At 62.3% G+C, this 18757-nt stretch carries 19 protein-coding genes; 14 read left to right on the plus strand and 5 right to left on the minus strand.

The window, feature by feature from the left end; genetic code table 11:
• Positions 1-3 precede the first annotated feature (3 nt).
• From dapF to ASF84_RS22500, 4 genes are read left to right on the plus strand one after another with little or no spacing between them, the layout of a single operon-like run.
• Positions 4-834: a diaminopimelate epimerase gene (dapF, locus tag ASF84_RS22485; protein ID WP_056841084.1), complete on the plus strand. Its 831-nt coding sequence runs from the start codon at positions 4-6 to the stop codon at positions 832-834.
• A 13-nt stretch (positions 835-847) separates the two neighbouring features.
• Positions 848-1579, plus strand: a complete 732-nt coding sequence (locus ASF84_RS22490) for a DUF484 family protein (protein ID WP_056841085.1) — start codon at positions 848-850, stop codon at positions 1577-1579.
• 2 nt (positions 1580-1581) lie between these two features.
• A complete protein-coding gene (gene xerC, locus ASF84_RS22495; protein ID WP_056841086.1) occupies positions 1582-2481 on the plus strand; it encodes a tyrosine recombinase XerC in 900 nt (299 codons plus the stop codon).
• A 14-nt stretch (positions 2482-2495) separates the two neighbouring features.
• The gene (locus ASF84_RS22500) at positions 2496-3188 is read left to right on the plus strand and encodes an HAD family hydrolase (protein WP_056841087.1); all 693 of its coding nucleotides are present in this window, start codon (positions 2496-2498) and stop codon (positions 3186-3188) included.
• Between the two features lie 78 nt (positions 3189-3266).
• Here ASF84_RS22500 and sutA read toward each other — a convergent pair whose 3' ends face one another.
• From sutA to glnK, 4 genes are all read right to left on the minus strand, one after another.
• Entirely contained in the window at positions 3267-3596 is a 330-nt protein-coding gene (gene sutA / locus ASF84_RS22505) for a transcriptional regulator SutA (RefSeq protein WP_056841088.1), read from the minus strand.
• 96 nt (positions 3597-3692) lie between these two features.
• Positions 3693-4118, minus strand: a complete 426-nt coding sequence (locus ASF84_RS22510) for a secondary thiamine-phosphate synthase enzyme YjbQ (protein WP_056841505.1) — start codon at positions 4116-4118, stop codon at positions 3693-3695.
• Between the two features lie 234 nt (positions 4119-4352).
• Entirely contained in the window at positions 4353-5690 is a 1338-nt protein-coding gene (locus ASF84_RS22515; protein WP_056841089.1) for an ammonium transporter, read from the minus strand.
• Positions 5691-5724: 34 nt separating this feature from the next.
• Complete coding sequence (glnK, locus tag ASF84_RS22520) at positions 5725-6063, minus strand: P-II family nitrogen regulator (RefSeq protein WP_002555808.1); 339 nt, start codon at positions 6061-6063, stop codon at positions 5725-5727.
• 410 nt (positions 6064-6473) lie between these two features.
• Here glnK and ASF84_RS22525 point away from each other — a divergent pair, with 410 nt between their 5' ends.
• The 10 genes from ASF84_RS22525 (at position 6474) to ASF84_RS22570 (ending at position 17984) form a co-directional block, all read left to right on the plus strand.
• Positions 6474-6737 (plus strand): accessory factor UbiK family protein, encoded by a 264-nt coding sequence (locus ASF84_RS22525; RefSeq protein ID WP_056841090.1) that lies wholly within the window; start codon positions 6474-6476, stop codon positions 6735-6737.
• Between the two features lie 541 nt (positions 6738-7278).
• Entirely contained in the window at positions 7279-8934 is a 1656-nt protein-coding gene (gene mqo / locus ASF84_RS22530; RefSeq protein ID WP_056841091.1) for a malate dehydrogenase (quinone), read from the plus strand.
• A 273-nt stretch (positions 8935-9207) separates the two neighbouring features.
• Positions 9208-10260, plus strand: a complete 1053-nt coding sequence (locus ASF84_RS22535; protein WP_056841092.1) for an ABC transporter substrate-binding protein — start codon at positions 9208-9210, stop codon at positions 10258-10260.
• A gap of 324 nt (positions 10261-10584) precedes the next feature.
• Positions 10585-11511, plus strand: coding sequence for an ABC transporter permease (locus tag ASF84_RS22540; protein WP_056841093.1), 927 nt, complete (start codon positions 10585-10587; stop codon positions 11509-11511).
• Positions 11512-12306, plus strand: a complete 795-nt coding sequence (locus ASF84_RS22545) for an ABC transporter permease (protein ID WP_056841094.1) — start codon at positions 11512-11514, stop codon at positions 12304-12306.
• Between the two features lie 159 nt (positions 12307-12465).
• Positions 12466-13926, plus strand: a complete 1461-nt coding sequence (locus ASF84_RS22550) for an NAD-dependent succinate-semialdehyde dehydrogenase (RefSeq protein ID WP_056841095.1) — start codon at positions 12466-12468, stop codon at positions 13924-13926.
• A 155-nt stretch (positions 13927-14081) separates the two neighbouring features.
• Positions 14082-15170 (plus strand): ABC transporter ATP-binding protein, encoded by a 1089-nt coding sequence (locus ASF84_RS22555; RefSeq protein WP_056841096.1) that lies wholly within the window; start codon positions 14082-14084, stop codon positions 15168-15170.
• A gap of 215 nt (positions 15171-15385) precedes the next feature.
• Positions 15386-16675, plus strand: coding sequence for a 4-aminobutyrate--2-oxoglutarate transaminase (gabT, locus tag ASF84_RS22560; protein ID WP_056841097.1), 1290 nt, complete (start codon positions 15386-15388; stop codon positions 16673-16675).
• A gap of 92 nt (positions 16676-16767) precedes the next feature.
• The gene (locus ASF84_RS22565; protein WP_056841098.1) at positions 16768-17454 is read left to right on the plus strand and encodes a hypothetical protein; all 687 of its coding nucleotides are present in this window, start codon (positions 16768-16770) and stop codon (positions 17452-17454) included.
• Between the two features lie 38 nt (positions 17455-17492).
• Positions 17493-17984 (plus strand): Lrp/AsnC family transcriptional regulator, encoded by a 492-nt coding sequence (locus tag ASF84_RS22570; protein WP_056841099.1) that lies wholly within the window; start codon positions 17493-17495, stop codon positions 17982-17984.
• Between the two features lie 58 nt (positions 17985-18042).
• On the opposite strand, the gene ASF84_RS22575 is transcribed toward ASF84_RS22570, so the two are convergent.
• Positions 18043-18753, minus strand: a complete 711-nt coding sequence (locus ASF84_RS22575; protein ID WP_056841100.1) for a cupin domain-containing protein — start codon at positions 18751-18753, stop codon at positions 18043-18045.
• Between the last annotated feature and the right edge of the window lie 4 nt (positions 18754-18757).

Below are 18757 nucleotides of genomic sequence, written 5' to 3' on the forward strand. Positions count from 1 at the left end.
CCCATGCTGCTGCGTTTTACCAAGATGCACGGGCTGGGCAATGACTTCATGGTTCTGGACCTGGTCAGCCAGCACGCGCACATCTTGCCCAAGCACGCCAAACAATGGGGTGACCGGCACACCGGCATCGGTTTTGACCAACTGCTGATCGTCGAGGCGCCGAGCGACCCGGACGTGGATTTCCGCTACCGGATCTTCAACTCCGACGGTTCCGAGGTCGAGCAATGCGGCAACGGCGCGCGGTGTTTTGCCCGCTTCGTGCTGGACAAGCGCCTGACCACCAAGCGCCTGATCCGTGTCGAGACCAAGAGCGGCATCATCGAGCTGGATGTGCGCAGTGACGGACAGATCTGCGTCGACATGGGCCCGCCACGGCTGGTGCCCGAGCAGATCCCTTTCCAGGCTCCGCAACAGGCCGTCAGCTATGACCTGGATGTGGACGGCCAGCACGTCGAGCTGGCAGCCGTGTCGATGGGCAACCCGCACGCGGTGCTGCGCGTTGACGACATCAACAACGCTCCGGTGCATGAACTGGGTCCGAAGATTGAGCATCACCCGCGTTTTCCGGCGCGGGTCAACGTAGGGTTTCTCCACGTCGTGGACCGCCAGCGCGCCCAGTTGCGTGTCTGGGAGCGCGGTGCCGGTGAGACCCAGGCCTGTGGCACGGGCGCTTGCGCGGCTGCCGTTGCAGCCATCAGCCAGGGCTGGATGGACTCGCCCGTGCTGATTGACCTGCCGGGCGGGCGCCTGTCCATCGAATGGGCGGGACCCGGCCAGCCGGTATTGATGACCGGGCCTGCGGTGCGGGTCTATGAAGGCCAGGTTCGTTTATGAGGGAACACATGCGATGATCGATCAGCCTCCTGCTTCACTCTCGCCCGGCGAGACACCGATCAACGGCGTCTCGCATGACCCGGAAGCAGAGGCGGTCATCGCCTACCTGCTGCGCCATCCGGAGTTTTTCGCCGAGCATGACGAACTGCTGGTGTCGATGCGTATTCCTCACCAGCGTGGCGACAGCGTCTCGCTGGTCGAGCGCCAGCTCAAGCTGTTGCGTGAGCGCAATATCGAGATGCGCCATCGCCTGTCGCAACTGATGGACGTGGCCCGTGACAACGATCGGTTGTTCGAGAAGACCCGCCGCCTGAACCTGGCTTTGATGGACGCCGGCAGTCTCGACGAACTGGTCATTACCGTCGAAGACAGCCTGCGTCATGACTTCCAGGTGCCGTTTGTGAGCCTGGTGCTGTTTGGCGACAACAACATGCCGGTCGGACGCTGGACCAGCAGCAGTGAGGCGCAGGTTGCCATTGGCGGCCTGATGGGCGAGAAGGCCGTGTGCGGTGCGTTGCGCGAGCACGAGCTGGCCTTCCTGTTCGGTGCCGAACAAGGCCGGCAGGTCGGCTCCACGGCCCTGGTCACGCTCAATCATCAGGGCCTGCTCGGCGTGCTGGCGATTGGCAGCCGTGACCCGAAGCACTACAAGAGTTCGGTCGGTACCCTGTTTCTGAGCTACATCGCCGACGTGCTCAGCCGTCTGCTGCCGCGTCTGACCCAATCGCTGCGCTCGGTTCGCTGAGCATGGAGCGACAACTGGAGGCCTACTGCACGCATCTGCACAGTGAGCGCCAGGTTTCGCCCCATACCCTGCTGGCCTACCGGCGCGACCTGAACAAGGTCTTGGCGTTCTGCCAGAAGCAGTCGCTGGGCCGTTGGGCCGATCTGGACATCCAGCAACTGCGCAGCTTCGTGGCCCGCCAGCACCAGCAGGGGCAATCTCCACGCAGCCTGGCCCGTTTGCTGTCGGCGGTGCGCGGCCTGTACCAGTACCTCAATCGCGAAGGCCTGTGCCAGCACGACCCGGCCAACGGCCTGTCGCCGCCCAGGGGCGAACGACGCCTGCCCAGAACCCTGGACACCGACCGCACTGCGCAACTGTTCGAAGGGGCCGTGGAGGACGATTTCCTGGCCCGTCGCGACCAGGCGATCATGGAGCTGTTCTACTCCTCGGGGCTGCGCCTGTCGGAGCTGACCGGCCTGGACCTCGAGCAACTGGACCTGAACGATGGCCTGGTGCAGGTGCTGGGCAAGGGCAACAAGACCCGCGTGTTGCCGGTGGGCAGCAAGGCGCGCCAGGCCCTGCAGGCCTGGCTCGACCTGCGGGCCCGGGCCAACCCGCGCGACAACGCGGTGTTCATTGGCCTGCAAGGCCGGCGCCTGGGGCCACGGGCCATCCAGGTACGCCTCAAGGCGGCTGGCGAGCGCGAGCTGGGCCAGAACCTGCATCCGCACATGCTGCGTCATTCCTTTGCCAGCCACCTGCTGGAATCGTCCCAGGACCTGCGGGCGGTGCAGGAATTGCTCGGCCATGCCGACATCAGCACCACGCAGATCTACACTCATCTGGATTTCCAGCATTTGGCCAGCGTCTACGACAGTGCCCACCCTCGGGCCAGGCGCAAAGACAGCGGCCATGATTAAAAAGGTAGCGTCCCATGATTAAGCTGATCACCTTCGACCTCGACGACACGCTGTGGGACAACGCACCGGCCATTCTTGGCGCCGAGACCGTGCTGCGTGACTGGCTGACCGAACATGCCCCGCGCCTGGGTCCGGTGCCCGTGGAGCACCTGTGGGCCATCCGCACCCGTTTGATCGAGCAGGAGCCGGCGCTTAAACACCGTATCAGCAGCCTGCGCCGACGCGTGCTGTTCCAGGCCCTGCAGGATGCCGGCTACGACCCCGAGCAAGCCCAGGACCTGGCGGATCGCAGCTTCGAGACCTTCCTGCATGGGCGCCATCAGGTGCAGGTGTTCCCGGAAGTCTTGCCGACCCTGGAAATCCTGGCCAAGACCTACACCCTGGGCGTCATCACCAACGGCAATGCCGATGTGCGCCGCCTGGGGCTGGCCGATTACTTCAACTTCGCCCTGTGCGCCGAAGACCTGGGCATTGGCAAGCCTGACCCGGCACCCTTTCTCGAAGCCTTGAGCCGTGCCCGCTGCGAGCCTGCCCACGCCGTGCACATCGGTGATCACCCAGAAGATGACATCGCCGGTGCCCAGCGTGCCGGCCTGCGCGCTATCTGGTACAACCCGCAGGGCAAGGTCTGGGACGCCGACAACCGGCCTGACGCCGAAATCCACAACCTCTCGCAACTGCCTGAAGTGCTGGCCCGCTGGGCCTGACCGGCCGGCTGGTTTTCATCACCGGCAACAAAAAGCCCGCAGCAATGGCGGGCTTTTCGTTACGCGTTCGTGCAGCCGTCAGATAGGACGGCTGCCGTACTTGTTGTCCGGCTTCTTGGGCGGATCAGCGACCACGTTGGCCTCCACTTCCTGCACGCGGCCGCCACGAGAAAGGAACTCCTCCATGGCGCGAGCCAGCGCGTCGCGATCCTTTTGCTTGGCCTCGATACTGGGCAGCTCGTCAACCGAGACAGCGGCCTTGGATTTGCCCTTGGCAGGCGTAATCGCGGCTTCGCCATCATCGGTATCGGGGGCGTCGTCTTCCGGAGCTGCACTAAGCTCCTCGCCCTCTTCTTCGCCTTCCAGATCGTCTACCAGATCATCGTTGTCGTTGTCGTCGTCGCTCATGTTCAACCTCATGACTTGCGAAAGCAGAATTAGTTATAGCTCAGCAGCGCTGAAAATCGAGCCGTCTCAAGGCGCGGCAGCCGCTCGAACCAGCGGTCAATCCCAGTCACCCTGCAGGGTGGCCAGGAGGCGACGAGCACCCCCATGATCCCGATGCTCGCCCAGATAGACACCTTGCCATGTACCCAGCGCCAGGCGACCGGCCGAGACCGGCAAAACCACCTGGCAGCCTAGCAAACTGGCCTTGAAGTGCGCCGGCAGGTCGTCGGGGCCTTCGTCGTTGTGTTCATGCCCGGCTACGCCCTGGGGCACCAGCCGGTTGAAGAAACGCTCGAAATCACGACGTACCGCCGGGTCGGCATTCTCGTTGACCGTCAACGAGGCCGAGGTGTGTTGCAGCCATAGATGCAGCAATCCGATACGACAACCGGACAGCTCCGGCAGGCCTGCCACGATCTCATCGGTGACCAGATGAAACCCGCGAGGCCTGGCCCGGAGGGTAATTCCAGATTGCTGCCACATGGCGTTCTCCGCACGTTCGGCGCGCATTCTAACTCGCCTGAGAAAAAAGCAAAGCGCGCGATAAAGCGACCGTGCGTTCAGTGCTGCCAGAGACGAATACAAGCGCCGCCCGTGCCGCATGAAACCTGTGCCATCACGCGCCGATGGTTACTCAATGACAACGCCGATGTCGAGTCGATCCCTGAATTTCAGGCAAAAAAATGCCCGGCTAGCCGGGCACTTTTCAGGTTGCGCTTACAGGTTGTAGCCACGTTCGTTGTGCTGCGCCAGGTCCAGGCCCACGGCCTCTTCCTCTTCGTTGACGCGCAGGCCGATGACCACATCCAGTACCTTGAGGATGATGTAGGTCACGATGGCGGTGTACACGACGGTGAACGCCACGCCTTTGAACTGTACCCAGACCTGGGTGCCGATGTCGGTCACGGTGCCAAAGCCGCCCAGTGCCGGGGCTGCAAATACGCCGGTCAGGATGGCGCCGACGATACCGCCCACGCCGTGCACGCCGAAGGCGTCCAGCGAGTCGTCATAGCCCAGCTTGCGCTTGAGGCTGGTGGCGCAGAAGAAGCACACCACACCCGACACCAGGCCGATGACCAGTGCGCCCATCGGGCCTGCAGTACCGGCAGCCGGCGTAATGGCCACCAGGCCTGCCACCACACCCGAGGCGATGCCCAGGGCGCTGGGTTTGCCGTGGGTCAGCCACTCGGCGAACATCCAGCCCAGGGCGGCGGCGGCGGTGGCGATCTGGGTGACCAGCATCGCCATGCCGGCAGTGCCGTTGGCTGCGGCCGCAGAGCCTGCGTTGAAGCCGAACCAGCCGATCCACAGCATGGCCGCACCAATCAGGGTATAGCCCAGGTTGTGCGGGGCCATCGGGGTGGTCGGGTAGCCTTTGCGCTTGCCCAGTACCAGGCACGCCACCAGGCCCGCCACACCGGCGTTGATGTGCACCACGGTGCCACCGGCGAAGTCCAGCACGCCCCAGTCCCACATCAGGCCACCCACACCGCCCCAGACCATGTGGGCAATCGGTGCGTAGACCAGGGTGAACCAGATGGCCATGAAGATCAGCATGGCGGAGAACTTCATGCGCTCGGCGAACGCACCGACGATCAGCGCCGGGGTGATGATCGCGAAGGTCATCTGGAAGGTGATGAACACCGCTTCAGGAAACAGTGCGGCAGCACTGGTCAGGCTTGCAGGTGTCACGCCGGCCAGGAAGGCTTTCTGGAAGCCGCCGACGAAGGAGCTGAAGTTGACCACGCCCTCTTCCATGCCGGTGGCGTCGAACGCCAGGCTGTAGCCGTACACCACCCAGAGGATGCTGATGAGACCGGTGATGGCAAAGCACTGCATCATCACCGACAGGATATTCTTGGAACGGACCATGCCACCGTAGAACAGGGCAAGACCTGGAATGGTCATGAACAGAACCAGGGCCGTCGCCGTCAACATCCATGCAGTATCGCCGGAGTTCAGCACAGGTTCTGCAGCAGGTTCAGCCGCCAGGGCCAGACCAGGTAAAGCGAGGGACAACAGGGCTCCTAGCCCTGCGAATTGACGCAGAGTCATATTGTTTCTCCTGGGGCGTTGGGTTTGGCGGCTGTTAGATCGCGTCGGTATCGGTTTCGCCGGTACGGATGCGGATGGCCTGTTCCAGATTGACTACGAAAATCTTGCCATCGCCGATCTTGCCGGTGTTGGCCGCCTTGGTGATGGCCTCGATCACCCGATCCAGGTCCTTGTCATCGATGGCGACATCGATTTTCACCTTGGGAAGGAAGTCGACTACATATTCAGCACCGCGATACAGCTCGGTGTGACCCTTCTGACGCCCGAAACCTTTGACTTCCGTGACAGTGATGCCCTGCACGCCGATCTCGGACAACGATTCGCGCACGTCGTCCAACTTGAACGGCTTGATGATTGCAGTGACTAGTTTCATGAAACTTTCTCCCGAATTGGTGGACTTGCCCCAGGAAAACAAACCCGTCTCAAGTCTAAGCGCAGTGCCTGGCTTTGTAACGTCTCGCGCGCCGCATTCAGGCGCCGATCGCTGCCAGATAGCTGTATCTGACGAAACACTTCCCCGCGTAGCCTGCCGCACTGCCTTCGTCACAGCGACTGCATCAGTGCATGGGTCACAAGGGACTAAGCAGAAAGCTTGCCAGCTCGTAATTTTTCATTGAAATCAGGCCATTGCTCTTGATCGACGGCCTTTGCAGGCCGTCAGGCGCTGCAAGACGCACAATAACGGTGCGTGCGTGCACGCCCGGATGCGCGATAAGCGTGCGTCAGAGCAAGGGAAAAATGCACCGTGCTACACTGGCGCGCATTTGCTAACGGGAAATCCTCATGCTCGCCCCCAAAGCCCTGCTCGATGCCCTGAGCGATCACGCCTCACGCCTGTTCAACGGCGACACGCCGCTGCCGCGCAACGAGTTCGAGGCCCAGTTCAAGATTCTGCTGCAGAGCGCCTTCAGCAAGCTCGATCTGGTCAGCCGCGAAGAGTTCGACAGCCAGATGGCTGTCCTGGCCCGCACGCGCGCTCGTCTGGAAGCACTGGAAGCGAAAGTCGCCGCATTGGAAAATAGCGAGACCGGCGAATCTCGGGACTGAGTTTCGCAGGCTCCCATAAAGTGTCACGGACGATGCAGGCACCTGCAGACGCCTGACGCTTGTCCCTGTCGACACGACATTTTGTCTGTCGATAACGGGTATTGCGCCAAGACCCCTGCAACTGGAGGTCTTTTATCTGGCTTTTTCGTCTAAAATGCCCGGCTGAATCGTTCAGGTCACTCCCCGTCTGCCTCATCGAGGCAGGCCGGACGCTGCCGGGCACGCCCGGTCCGGCGCTGTGACATCGACGAATCCGCGATCCGCCTGATGGGCGCGAGCAAGCAAGAAGGCTTGACCCTGGTGCCACGACGCCAGACGAGCCGGTACACCGAAGTGTCATCGAAGTCGCTGAAGCCAACAACTAATAAGAGATCAGCACGGGAGGGACATAATAATGAGGTCGATTTTTTTCGATCTGGTGAGTCGCCTCTCCAGCCTTGCTGCAAGGCAGCCTTGGACAACGCGGTAGTCATTACCGTCTCCGGGCCTGTGGTAGCGCAAGAATGGCAGGAGGGATGGCGTTAATCCTAGGAACTACAACATGTTTAATAAAGTGAACAAGGCCTTGCTCGGCTTGGCGCTGTCGGTGGGTTTCATGCCTGTCCATGCCGCCGAAGCCAAAAAAGTGGATGTACTGCTCATTGGCGGCGGCATCATGAGTTCCACCCTGGGTGTCTGGCTCAACGAACTGGAGCCGAGCTGGTCGATCGAAATGGTCGAACGCCTGGACGCCGTCGCCGAAGAAAGCTCCAACGGCTGGAACAATGCCGGCACCGGTCACTCGGCCCTGGCCGAGCTGAACTACACCCCGGAAGGCAAAGACGGCAAGATCGACATCTCCAAGGCGATCGAGATCAACGAGTCGTTCCAGATCTCGCGTCAGTTCTGGGCCTGGCAGGTCAAGAATGGCGTGCTCAAGGACCCGCGTTCGTTCATCAACTACACCCCGCACATGAGCTTCGTGTGGGGCGACGAGAACATCCAGTTCCTGCAGAAGCGCTTCGAGGCACTCAAGGCCAGCCCGCTGTTCAGCGGCATGCAGTATTCCGAAGACCCGGCGCAGATCAAGCAATGGGTGCCGCTGATGATGGAAGGGCGTGACCCGAGCCAGAAGATCGCTGCCACCTGGAGCCCGATCGGCACTGACATGAACTTCGGCGAAATCACCCGCCAGTTCGTCGGCCACCTCAAGACCAAAGAGCAGTTCGACCTCAAGCTGTCCAGCGAAGTCGAAGAGATCAAGCGCAACGCCGACGGCGGCTGGCGCGTGACTTACAAGAATCTCAAGGACGGCACCGAGACCTCCACTGACGCCAAGTTCGTGTTCATCGGCGCCGGCGGCGGTGCCCTGCACCTGCTGCAGGAATCGGGCATTCCTGAAGCCCAGGAATACGGCGGCTTCCCGGTCGGCGGTTCGTTCCTGGTGACCGAGAACCCGACCATTGCCGAAGCGCACCTGGCCAAGGCCTATGGCAAGGCATCGGTTGGCTCGCCGCCCATGTCGGTTCCCCACCTGGACACCCGCGTGCTCGATGGCAAGCGCGTGATCCTGTTTGGCCCGTTCGCGACCTTCTCGACCAAGTTCCTCAAGAACGGCTCGTACTTCGACCTGCTGACCAGCACCAACACGCACAACATGTGGCCGATGACCAAGGTGGGCATCAAGGAATACCCATTGATCGAATACCTCGCCGGCCAGGTCATGCTGGACGACGACGATCGCCTGGAAGCCCTGCGCGAATACTTCCCGAACGCCAAGAAAGAAGACTGGCGCCTGTGGCAAGCCGGCCAGCGCGTGCAGATCATCAAGCGTGACGAAGACAAGGGCGGCGTGCTGAAACTGGGCACCGAGATCGTAACGTCCGAGGACAAGACGATTGCCGGCCTGCTGGGCGCCTCCCCGGGTGCTTCGACTGCCGCGCCGATCATGCTGAGCGTGCTGGAAAAGGTCTTCAAGGACAAAGTGGCGACGCCTGCCTGGCAGGAAAAGCTGCACCAGATCGTGCCAAGCTACGGCACCAAGCTCAACAGCAGCCCGGAAGCGGTGGCCAAAGAGTGGGCCTACACCGCCGAAGTCCTGCAACTGCCGACGCCGCCAGCCGTCAACGGTGCAGCGGCTCCAGCCGTTGCGCCGGCAGCGCCTGCCACACCGGCCAAGCCGCGTGAAAGCAACGCCGCGACCGACATGGCGCTGTAAGCGTTCGCAAGAGCCGCATGCACGACCGAACCCCGTCAGGCGCACGCCTGGCGGGGTTTTCTTTTGGCCGTGAATCGACCGGTCCGCGCACAGGGCCTGGCACGAAATAGCGTGACTGCTGCGATTTTCACCATAAACCACTGTTCATCGGCCCATTTGTGACCGCTTCATTCATGGGCAAGCCGGTACATTAAACCTGCAGGGTCCCGCAGAGCGACCAACCACAAAATTTACAACTGGCCCACGACATCTGCCCACCATCCGGAGTCTTCCATGAGCCTATTGCGTACCACAGCGTTCAACCTCGCCAGCCTGACCCTGTTGATCGGTGGCGCCAGACAGGCAATGGCCGAGGGCATTACCTTCGTTTCCCAGGGCGGGGCCTATCAACAGGCACAGAGTCAGGCCATTCTCGAACCGGCTGCGAAAAAACTCGGACTGACGCTCAAGCAGGACAGCTCACCGAAGGCCTACCCGATCATCAAGACCCAGGTCGAAAGCGGCAAGGTCACCTGGGATGTGGTCGACCTGCCCACCGGAGACTGCATCCGGGGTGTGGCCGAAGGCCTGTTCGAAAAGCTCGACCTGGCCCTGATTCCCAACGCTGCGCAGATACCCGACAACCTCAAGGACGACTACAGCGTCGGCTATATCAGCTATTCAACAGTGCTGGCGTATCGCACAGACGCCTTCAAGGGTGACCAGGTGCCCAAGACCTGGGCAGACTTCTGGGACACCAGGAAGTACCCGGGCCAGCGCTCCCTGCGCAACCTGCCGCGTCCGACCCTGGAAATCGCGCTGCTGGCCGACGGCGTGCCGGTGGACAAGCTCTACCCGCTGGACGTGGATCGGGCCTTCAGAAAACTCGAACAGATCAAGCCCGACATTGCCACCTGGTGGACCTCCGGCGGGCAGTCGGCGCAACTGATCAGCGATGGCGAAGTGGATATGATCCAGGCATGGAACGGTCGCATCACGGCCGTGCAGGCCGCCGGCGCGCCGGTGGCGTTCGATTACAACCAGGGCGTACTGGAAACCAACTCGCTGTGCGTACTCAAGGGCTCACCGCACAAGGTGGCGGCGATGAAGTTCGTCAACGAAGCCATTGATGGCAGGCTTCAGGCGGCCCTGCCGATGATCATCGACTACGGTCCGCTGAACCCTGAAGCCTTCAAGACAGGTACGATTCCCGTCGAACGCCAGGCCCTATTGCCGTCCTCCCCCGAGAACATGGCCCGCCAGGCCCTGCTCTCGGCGCAATGGTGGGCCTCCCGGGAGGGGGTCGAGGCCGAAGAGCGCTGGCTGGCCTTCGTCCAGAAAAAGTAACGCCGGTCAGCGCTGCGCCGCAGGCCAGACGCCTGGGCGCAGGACATGCCGTCTGCCTCCCCGATTTCGACATAAAGCGCTTCGGCACCGGCCAATTCCACCTGCTTCGTTCGCGGGCATCCCGGTACATTAGGCCTGAAGGTCCCGCAGAGTGACCTGCGCAGGCAACTCGCGCCCGCCCCAAGCACCTGCCCACCATTGGGAGTTCCTTACATGACGCTATCCGAGCACCGCACCCTGCAGTCCGCAAGGACGCTTGCCATCGCCAGCACTGCCTGCCAGCGCTGGACCTCCTCCACCCCCGTGCTGTGACGAGAGGTCTTTATGTCGAATGCCTATCTCGCCAAATCCCTGCCCGACTCCAGCGACCAGCGCAAGCCGCCCTTGACCAACGAACATGCCATCGCCCGCGAAGAGCGCAAGGAACATACCTCGATGCTGTTGCTGCTCACTCCCGCGCTGGTAATGGTGGTGGTGCTGTTGATCATGCCGTTGTGCTGGCTGGCTCTGCAGTCGGTGCAGACCGAGGACGGGTTTTCCCTGGCCAACTACATGCGCATCTTCCAGGAAACCATTTACTGGGACACCTTCGCCCTGACTTTCAAGATCAGCTTCATGGTCACCGTCCTGGCAATTCTGATGGGCTTCCCCATCGCCTACGCCGCCTCGCGCCTGCAGGGGTTCTGGGCCAACCTGATTCTGATCTGCGTGATCCTGCCGTTCTGGACCAGCGTGCTGGTGCGCGCTTATGCCTGGCTGGTGCTATTGCAACGCCGCGGGCTGGTCAACCAGACACTGATGGACATGGGGCTCATCGACCAGCCGCTGACCCTGATGCACAACACCACCGGCACGGTGATCGGCACCCTGCACGTGATGCTGCCTTTCATGGTGCTGCCCTTGTACTCGGTGATGAAAAAGATTCCCCAGGACCTCATGCAAGCATCGCAAAGCCTGGGCGCAAAGCCCTTCTACACCTTCCGCCGCGTGTTCCTGCCGATGGCGGCGCCCGGCATCATGGCCGGTTCGATCCTGGTCTTCGTCATCTGCCTGGGTTTTTTCATCACTCCTGAGCTGCTCGGTGGCGGGCGTACGATCCTGGTGTCGATGCTGGTACAACGCAACGTCGAGCTGTACCACGCCTGGGGCGCGGCCAGCGCGGTCGGTCTGGTACTGCTGTTTGTGGTGTTCCTGATCTTCTGGGGCATCAACCGCTTCATCCCCATCGAACGCATTCTGGGAGCGCGCTAAATGAACCTGCTTGCCAACCTGCGTCACCTTCGCCTGTCACACGTGCTTTTCACCGTGGTGGTCACGGCGATCCTGCTGTACCTGATCATCCCGGTATTGATCGTGGTGCCCATGTCGTTTTCCGAGGCGCGCTTCCTGCAGTTCCCGCCCAAGCAATGGTCCTTGCATTGGTACGAGTCGTTCTTCAACAGTGTGGAGTGGATGTCGGCGGCACGGGTCAGTCTGATCACCGCCTTCTTCACCATGGTCATCAGCCTGCCGATCGGCATGGCCGCGGCCTATGCCATCAACAACTCAAGCCTGAAGGTGGTGCGCACGCTGCAGATCATTCTGCTGCTGCCGATGATGGTGCCGATCATCCTGATCGCCGCCGGCGTGTTCTTCGTCTACGCCCGGATCGGCCTGATCAGCACGCTGACCGGGCTGGTGCTGGCGCACATCATGCTTGCGCTGCCTTATGTGATCATCGCGCTGCTGGCCGGCCTGCGTAATTTCGACATGTCGCAGGAAATGGTGGCGCGCAGCCTGGGCATGAACCGCTTCCGGGCGTTCATGGCCGTGACCCTGCCGCAGATCAAGCCCAGCGTCGTGTCGGCCACGCTGTTCGCCTTTATCACCTCGCTGGACGAAACCGTGGTGGCGCTGTTCATCTCAGGGGGGGACAACCAGACGCTGACCAAGCGCATGTTCACGGCGCTGCGTGACGAGATCGATCCGACCATCGCGGCCATCAGCTCGATCCTGATCCTGGCCTCGCTGATCCTGGTGGTGATCGCCGGGCGCAACAAGCAGTAATTACTTGCTCAAGAAAAACGCCGTTTTCCGTCCCGGCACAGCCTGCTGTCACGCGCCTCATTTCAGCATCTATCACCCGTGCGCAGGCTCATCTCGGCATCGGCCACTGAGCGGGGCTTTTTACAATGAGCCCATCGTTCGTACCTCAAGGCTCTGATCATGTTGAAAAGCCAGCTGCGTGACCCCTCCCTGCTTGTCGAACGCGCCTATGTCAACGGCGCCTGGATCGAGGCCGATGACGGCGCGACGATCGAGGTGAGCAACCCGGCCGATGGCCGCGTGATTGCCCGGGTCCCGGCACTGCAGGCCGCTGAAACCCGCCGTGCGATCGACGCGGCGCAGGCACGCTTCTGCGCCTGGCGCGAAGTGCCTGCTGCCGAACGCGCACGTTACCTGGAGACGTGGTTCAACCTGATCATGACAAACCAGGAAGACCTGGCGCTGATCATGACCACCGAGCAAGGTAAGCCGCTGGCCGAGTCCCGGGGCGAAATTGCCTATGGCGCCAGCTTCGTCAAGTGGTTCGCCGAAGAGGCCCGGCGCATCTATGGCGACACCATTCCTTCACCCGCCGCCGACCGGCGCATTCTGGTCCTCAAGCAACCTATTGGTGTGGTCGCGGCCATCACCCCCTGGAATTTTCCGAACGCAATGATCACCCGCAAGTGCGCCCCCGCGCTGGCGGCCGGTTGCACGGTGCTGGTCAAGCCATCGGAGATGACACCACTGTCGGCCCTGGCGCTGGCGGTCCTGGCTGAACGTGCGGGCATCCCGGCTGGCGTGTTCAACGTCCTGACCGGCCTGCCGGCCGGCGTCGGCGGCGAGATGACCGCCAACCCCGATGTGCGCAAACTGTCGTTCACCGGTTCCACCCGGATCGGGCAGCTACTGATGAGCCAGTGTGCGACCACCATCAAGCGCCTGAGCCTGGAGTTGGGCGGCAACGCGCCGTTCATTGTCTTCGACGACGCCGACCTTGACCTGGCCATCGCGGGTGTCATGCAAAGCAAGTTTCGTAACGCCGGCCAGACCTGCGTGTGCGCCAACCGTATCTTGGTGCAGGAGGGCATTTACGACCGCTTTACCGAGCGCCTGAGCGCCGCCGTCGCTGGGTTGAAGGTCGGCGACGGCCTGCAAGACGGGGTCACCATCGGCCCGCTGATCAACGCCGCGGCCGTGGACAAGGTGGCGCGGCACATCAACGATGCCCTGGAAAAAGGCGCGAGCATTGCCATTGGCGGTGTCCCTCAAGGCGAAGGCTTGTATGTACAGCCGACCGTGCTGCGCAATGCCAACGCCGACATGCTCCTGGCCACCGAAGAAACCTTCGGCCCGGTCGCGCCGCTGTTTCGCTTCAAGGATGAAGCCGACGCATTGGCCCTGGCCAATGCCACGCCCTACGGGCTTGGCGCGTATTACTTCACCCAGGACATGCGCCGTGCCTGGCGCGTGGGTGAGCGCCTGGAGTTCGGCATGGTCGGGCTCAATACCGGAATCATCTCCATGGAGGTGGCGCCCTTTGGCGGCATGAAGCAATCGGGCACCGGCCGCGAGGGTTCCAAGTACGGGCTGGACGAGTTCCTCGAGGTAAAGGCCTGGCACATCGGCGGCCTGGGTTGATCGAGGCAGGCGCCAGGCAGTCTCTGCTCACGGGTGCCGCGCAGCAGATCCTGTCGGTCCGGCAGCCCAAAACGGCACGAATCCGGCCTGCGCCTGTGTTCAGATAACAGGCAGGCTTATCGGGCAATCCCTGGTTCCACAGAGGAAAATGCTTCATGAATTTCACTGAAGGCTTTGAATCGGTCAGCGTTAACAAGGTGTGCAAGCACTATGGCAACCTAACGGCTTTGAACAATGTGGACCTCAAGGTCGAAGCCGGGGAATTCATGTCATTGCTGGGTCCGTCCGGCTCGGGCAAGACCACCTTGCTGAGCATTCTGGGGGGGTTTATCCGGGTCAGTTCCGGCAGCATTTCATTTGGTGAGCGCGACGTCACCCTGATGCCGCCGCATAAGCGCGAAATCGGCGTGGTGTTTCAGAACTACGCGCTGTTCCCGCACATGACCGTCGGGGAAAACGTGGCTTTTCCATTGCGGGCCCGGGGCGAGAGCGCCAGCAAAAGCCGCGACCGCGTCAAGAATGCCCTGGCGACCGTCGAGCTGTCCGGCTATGAAGAGCGCAACATTGCGGCATTGTCGGGCGGGCAGCGTCAGCGCGTGGCCCTGGCCCGCGCAATCGTCTTCGAACCCAAGCTGATCCTGATGGACGAGCCGCTGTCAGCCCTGGACAAGCAACTGCGTGAAGTCATGCAGATCGAGCTGCGAGCCCTGCACAAGCGCCTGGGCGCCACCATGATCTACGTGACCCACGACCAGCGCGAAGCCCTGACAATGAGCGATCGCATCGCCATCATGCGCGGCGGTCAGTTGGTGCAGGTCGATACACCGCGCCGGCTGCACGACCACCCGGCCGACGACTTCGTCGCCAGTTTCATCGGCGAAAGCACTCTGGTGCCCCTGCAGCGCGGCTCGGACAACGGCCTGACCCTGGGCGCCACGCCGCTGCGCACCACCCGCCCGGTACCGGCCTCGGGCGACGTCTTCCTGGCCCTGCAATCGGAAAAACTGCTACTGGACAACGACAGCTCGGGGCCGGAATGGAACCGTCTGCGTGGCCGCGTGGCGGACATTGTCTTTCAGGGCGAGAGCCTGAAAGTGTTCGTCGACCTCGACGGCGGACCAACGGTCAGCCTGCGCCAGCCCAGCCATCATGAAGGCAACCTCAACCTGCCGCCGATTGGCGCGCCCATGATGATGCGCCTGCACCCCGAAGACACCATCGTGGTGCCACGCGCCAGGGTCTGATGCACGCGTTTCAGACTGTTCGGCCCGTGACAGCACGGGCCGATGTCGTTTCCGGTGCAGACCGGTTGCGGTGAGCGCCACAGTGAAATATGTCGCCATCACCCTGCAAAACAGTCGATCACCGCACCCGGCGCTTGAAGTTCAGCGCTTGTGGTTCCGGGCAATCCTTATCCTGATGGCATCAGCCGCCACCCTTGGCATCCATGGAGATCGAGATGAATTCTGCATTGACTGAAAACCAACGCCTGCAGGCCCTGCGCGAGCACCATGTACCACGCGGTATCGCCACGGCCCACCCGGTGGTCGCGGCGCGTGCCCAGGGTGCCGAGCTGTGGGATGTCGACGGCAGGCGCTACCTGGATTTCGTCGGCGGCATCGGCGTGCTCAACGTCGGCCATAACCACCCCAAAGTGGTCGAGGCGGTCCGCCGCCAGGTCGGCGAGATCTCCCATGCCAGTTTCCAGGTGGTGGCGTACGAAAACTACATTCAGGTGGCCGCGCGCCTGAACAAACTGATCGGCGGCGACACTCACTACAAAAGCGTGCTGTTCACCTCCGGCGCCGAAGCCGTCGAGAACGCGGTGAAGATCGCCCGCGGCTACACCCATCGCCCGGCGGTGATTTCCTTTCGTGGCGGCTTCCACGGCCGTACCTTGCTGGGCGTGACCCTGACGGGCATGAGCCAGCCCTACAAACAAAACTTCGGACCCTTCCCGGCCGAGATCTACCATGCCACCTACCCCAACGCCTACCGGGGTATCAGCAGCGATGACGCGCTGGCCGAACTGGATGAGCTGTTCGCCACCGATGTGGCGCCGGATCGGGTGGCCGCGATCATCGTCGAACCGGTGCAGGGTGATGGCGGCTTCCTGGCCGCGCCCAAGGCGTTCCTGCAAGCCTTGCGCGCCCTCTGCACCCGACACGGTATCGTGTTGATTCTGGACGAGATCCAGGCGGGTTTCGGTCGCACCGGCACGATGTTCGGTTTCCAGCATGCCGGTATCCAGCCAGATCTGGTGACCGTCGCCAAGAGCCTGGCCGGTGGCATGCCACTGTCCGGCGTGGTCGGTCGCGCCGAGATCATGGATGCGCCGACCCCTGGCGGCCTGGGTGGCACTTACGGCGGCAATGCCGTGGCGTGTGCTGCAGCGCTGGCAGTGCTGGACCTGTTCGAAGAGCAGGATCTGCTGGCCCAAGGTGAGGCGCTGGCCACACAACTGCATGAAGGTTTGCTGGCGCTGCAGAAACGTTACCCCAGAGTCGGTGATGTGCGCGGCCTGGGCTTCATGCAGGCAATCGAAATGGTCGCCGACGACACTGCCTGCAGCCCGGATGCGGCCCTGGCGCAGCATGTCATCGATGAGGCCCGCCGTGCCGGTCTGCTGGTGATCAAGTGCGGTGTGCATCGCAACGTGGTGCGCTTCCTCGCGCCATTGGTGACCACGCCCGAGCAAGTGGCAGAAGCCTTGCAGATGCTCGAAACGGCGCTGGCCGCCACCTGCTGAACCTCAGGCGACAAGACCCGGCCCGGCGCACCTTGGTGTGTCGGGCCACGGACCGGATCATGGAGCCGGCATGGCCTACTCAGGAGCACGTCATGAGAGTCACTCATTACAAGGCGTTGGGGTTGTCACTGGGCACGCTGGTTGACCGCGAACGGGGCATTCTCGAAGGTCTGCGACCGCTGGCAGTGCAAAGTGAGTCCAGCGCCAGCGATGCACAGTTACTCAGTGCTTACCGACAGGTGGCGCAAGCGCTGGCAGGCCGTGCGCCACAGATCAGCGCAACGGCTTTTCACGGCCAGATCTACCAGAGTGTGGCGCAACAATTGCAAATTATTCCGGGCTGGGATGAGAGTGTGGCATTCAGTAGCTCTTCAGCCTTGTGGCCTATTTTCGAAGACGCGCCCGGCGCTCTCCAGTATCTGGGCAAGTTCTACCGTTTGATACTGATCGCCCCACCCCAGGGCATTGATGTTCCGGCCCTGGCCCGTCGCCTGCCCGTCGAGTTCGATGCGATTGTCGAGCCCAGCGACGACGATTGGCACAGCAGCCTGGAGCACGAATTGCGTCGCCTGGGACTGGAGCGCTCGGAACTGTTACCGGTGCGCAGCACGGAAAGCGATGACCCGTGGAATGAGCGGGTGGATTTTCCGGTCTGCACGCTACGACGCGGCCATGAACAGCCGTGGAACCATTCGCCTCAGGCAATGGACGCCAAGCGCTGTGAGTACGCCAGCCTTGCCGACCTGGCCCATGCCCATCAAAAGGCATTGCACGCCTGAGCCCGACAGAGCTGATTCGACATTGCGAGGACTGATCAATGGACGGCGCAACCAAGCTTGACCGCATCGACATCAACATCCTGGTCCAGTTGCAGAAGGACGGGCGCATGACCAATGTCAGCCTTGCCGAAGCCGTAGGGCTGTCGCCCAGCCCTTGCCTGCAACGGGTCAAGCGCCTGGAGGCCGCCGGTTACATCAGCGGCTATGAAGCCCACGTCAACCTGGCCAAGTTCGCCAATTCGGTCACCGTGTTCACCGAGATGACCCTTTCGGACCACAAGCGCGCCGACTTCGTGAAATTCGAATCGAGCATCCGCAATATCGAAGAAGTGCTGGAGTGCCACTTGATCAGCGGTGGCTACGACTACCTGGTGCGCTTTCTGTGCAGCAGCATCCAGCACTACCAGGAGCTGATGGAATCGATCCTCGACAAGAACATCGGCATCGAGAAGTACTTCAGCTACATCGTGATCAAATCACCAGTGCTCAAGAGCACCGTCCCCCTGCGCAGCCTGGTCCGGGCGGTCTGAAACAGACCTGTGCAACTTGAAGCCCGGGCCGGCCGGCCCGGCAGCCGGCCTTGCGCATTCACGACAGAATGCAGAACACCTTGCGCACGGTCTCCGTGCTGGTCCAGGCATTGGTGGCACCCTTGGGCACCACCACGGTTTCCCCCGCCTGCACGTGATGGCTGGCGCCCTGCCAGGCCTGCAGGGTCACCGCACCTTGCAGGATGAACATCAGTTCGCTGTAGGCCGGCTCGACCGGCCTGCGCGCATACGCCTCGCATTGCCAAACCCCGATACGTAGCTGGCCGGCGCTGAATACGCTTGCGCTCCAGGCGCGTGGCGGTGCGGTCAACAGCACCTCGGCGGCCGGTGGCGTGGTTGGCGTCAGCGGTTGGGAGAGGTCGACCCGGACCGGCTCCGCGGGCATGTCCGTCCCGGCTGAAAGCCCTGGAAAGGCCATGAACACCCGGCGCAGCGGGCCGCGATGCTGCCAGCGCAGGCGAACCCCGCGCGGCACGATGAAGCAATCCCCCGCCGTCAGGCGCAGGTCGAAACCCTCGCCTTGTACCTGCAATTCGCCGGCTTCGATCACACTCAGCTCGACCCAGGGAAACGCCTCGATCAGCACGTTGGCACCCGTGCAGGTGCTGCTGCCGACGGCACAGCCCTGCACGGGGTCGTGAAAATTGACGGCACGCCCGTCCGCCAGCGGATCGCCCGGCAGGGCCAAGGCTGTGCTGGGTAACTGGCGATCCGTGTAGGGGTGGGAGTAATGCAGGATCGGGGGCATAGGC

The organism is Pseudomonas sp. Leaf127, from assembly GCF_001423155.1.
In the GTDB taxonomy this organism is placed as follows: Bacteria; Pseudomonadota; Gammaproteobacteria; order Pseudomonadales; family Pseudomonadaceae; genus Aquipseudomonas; species Aquipseudomonas ovata.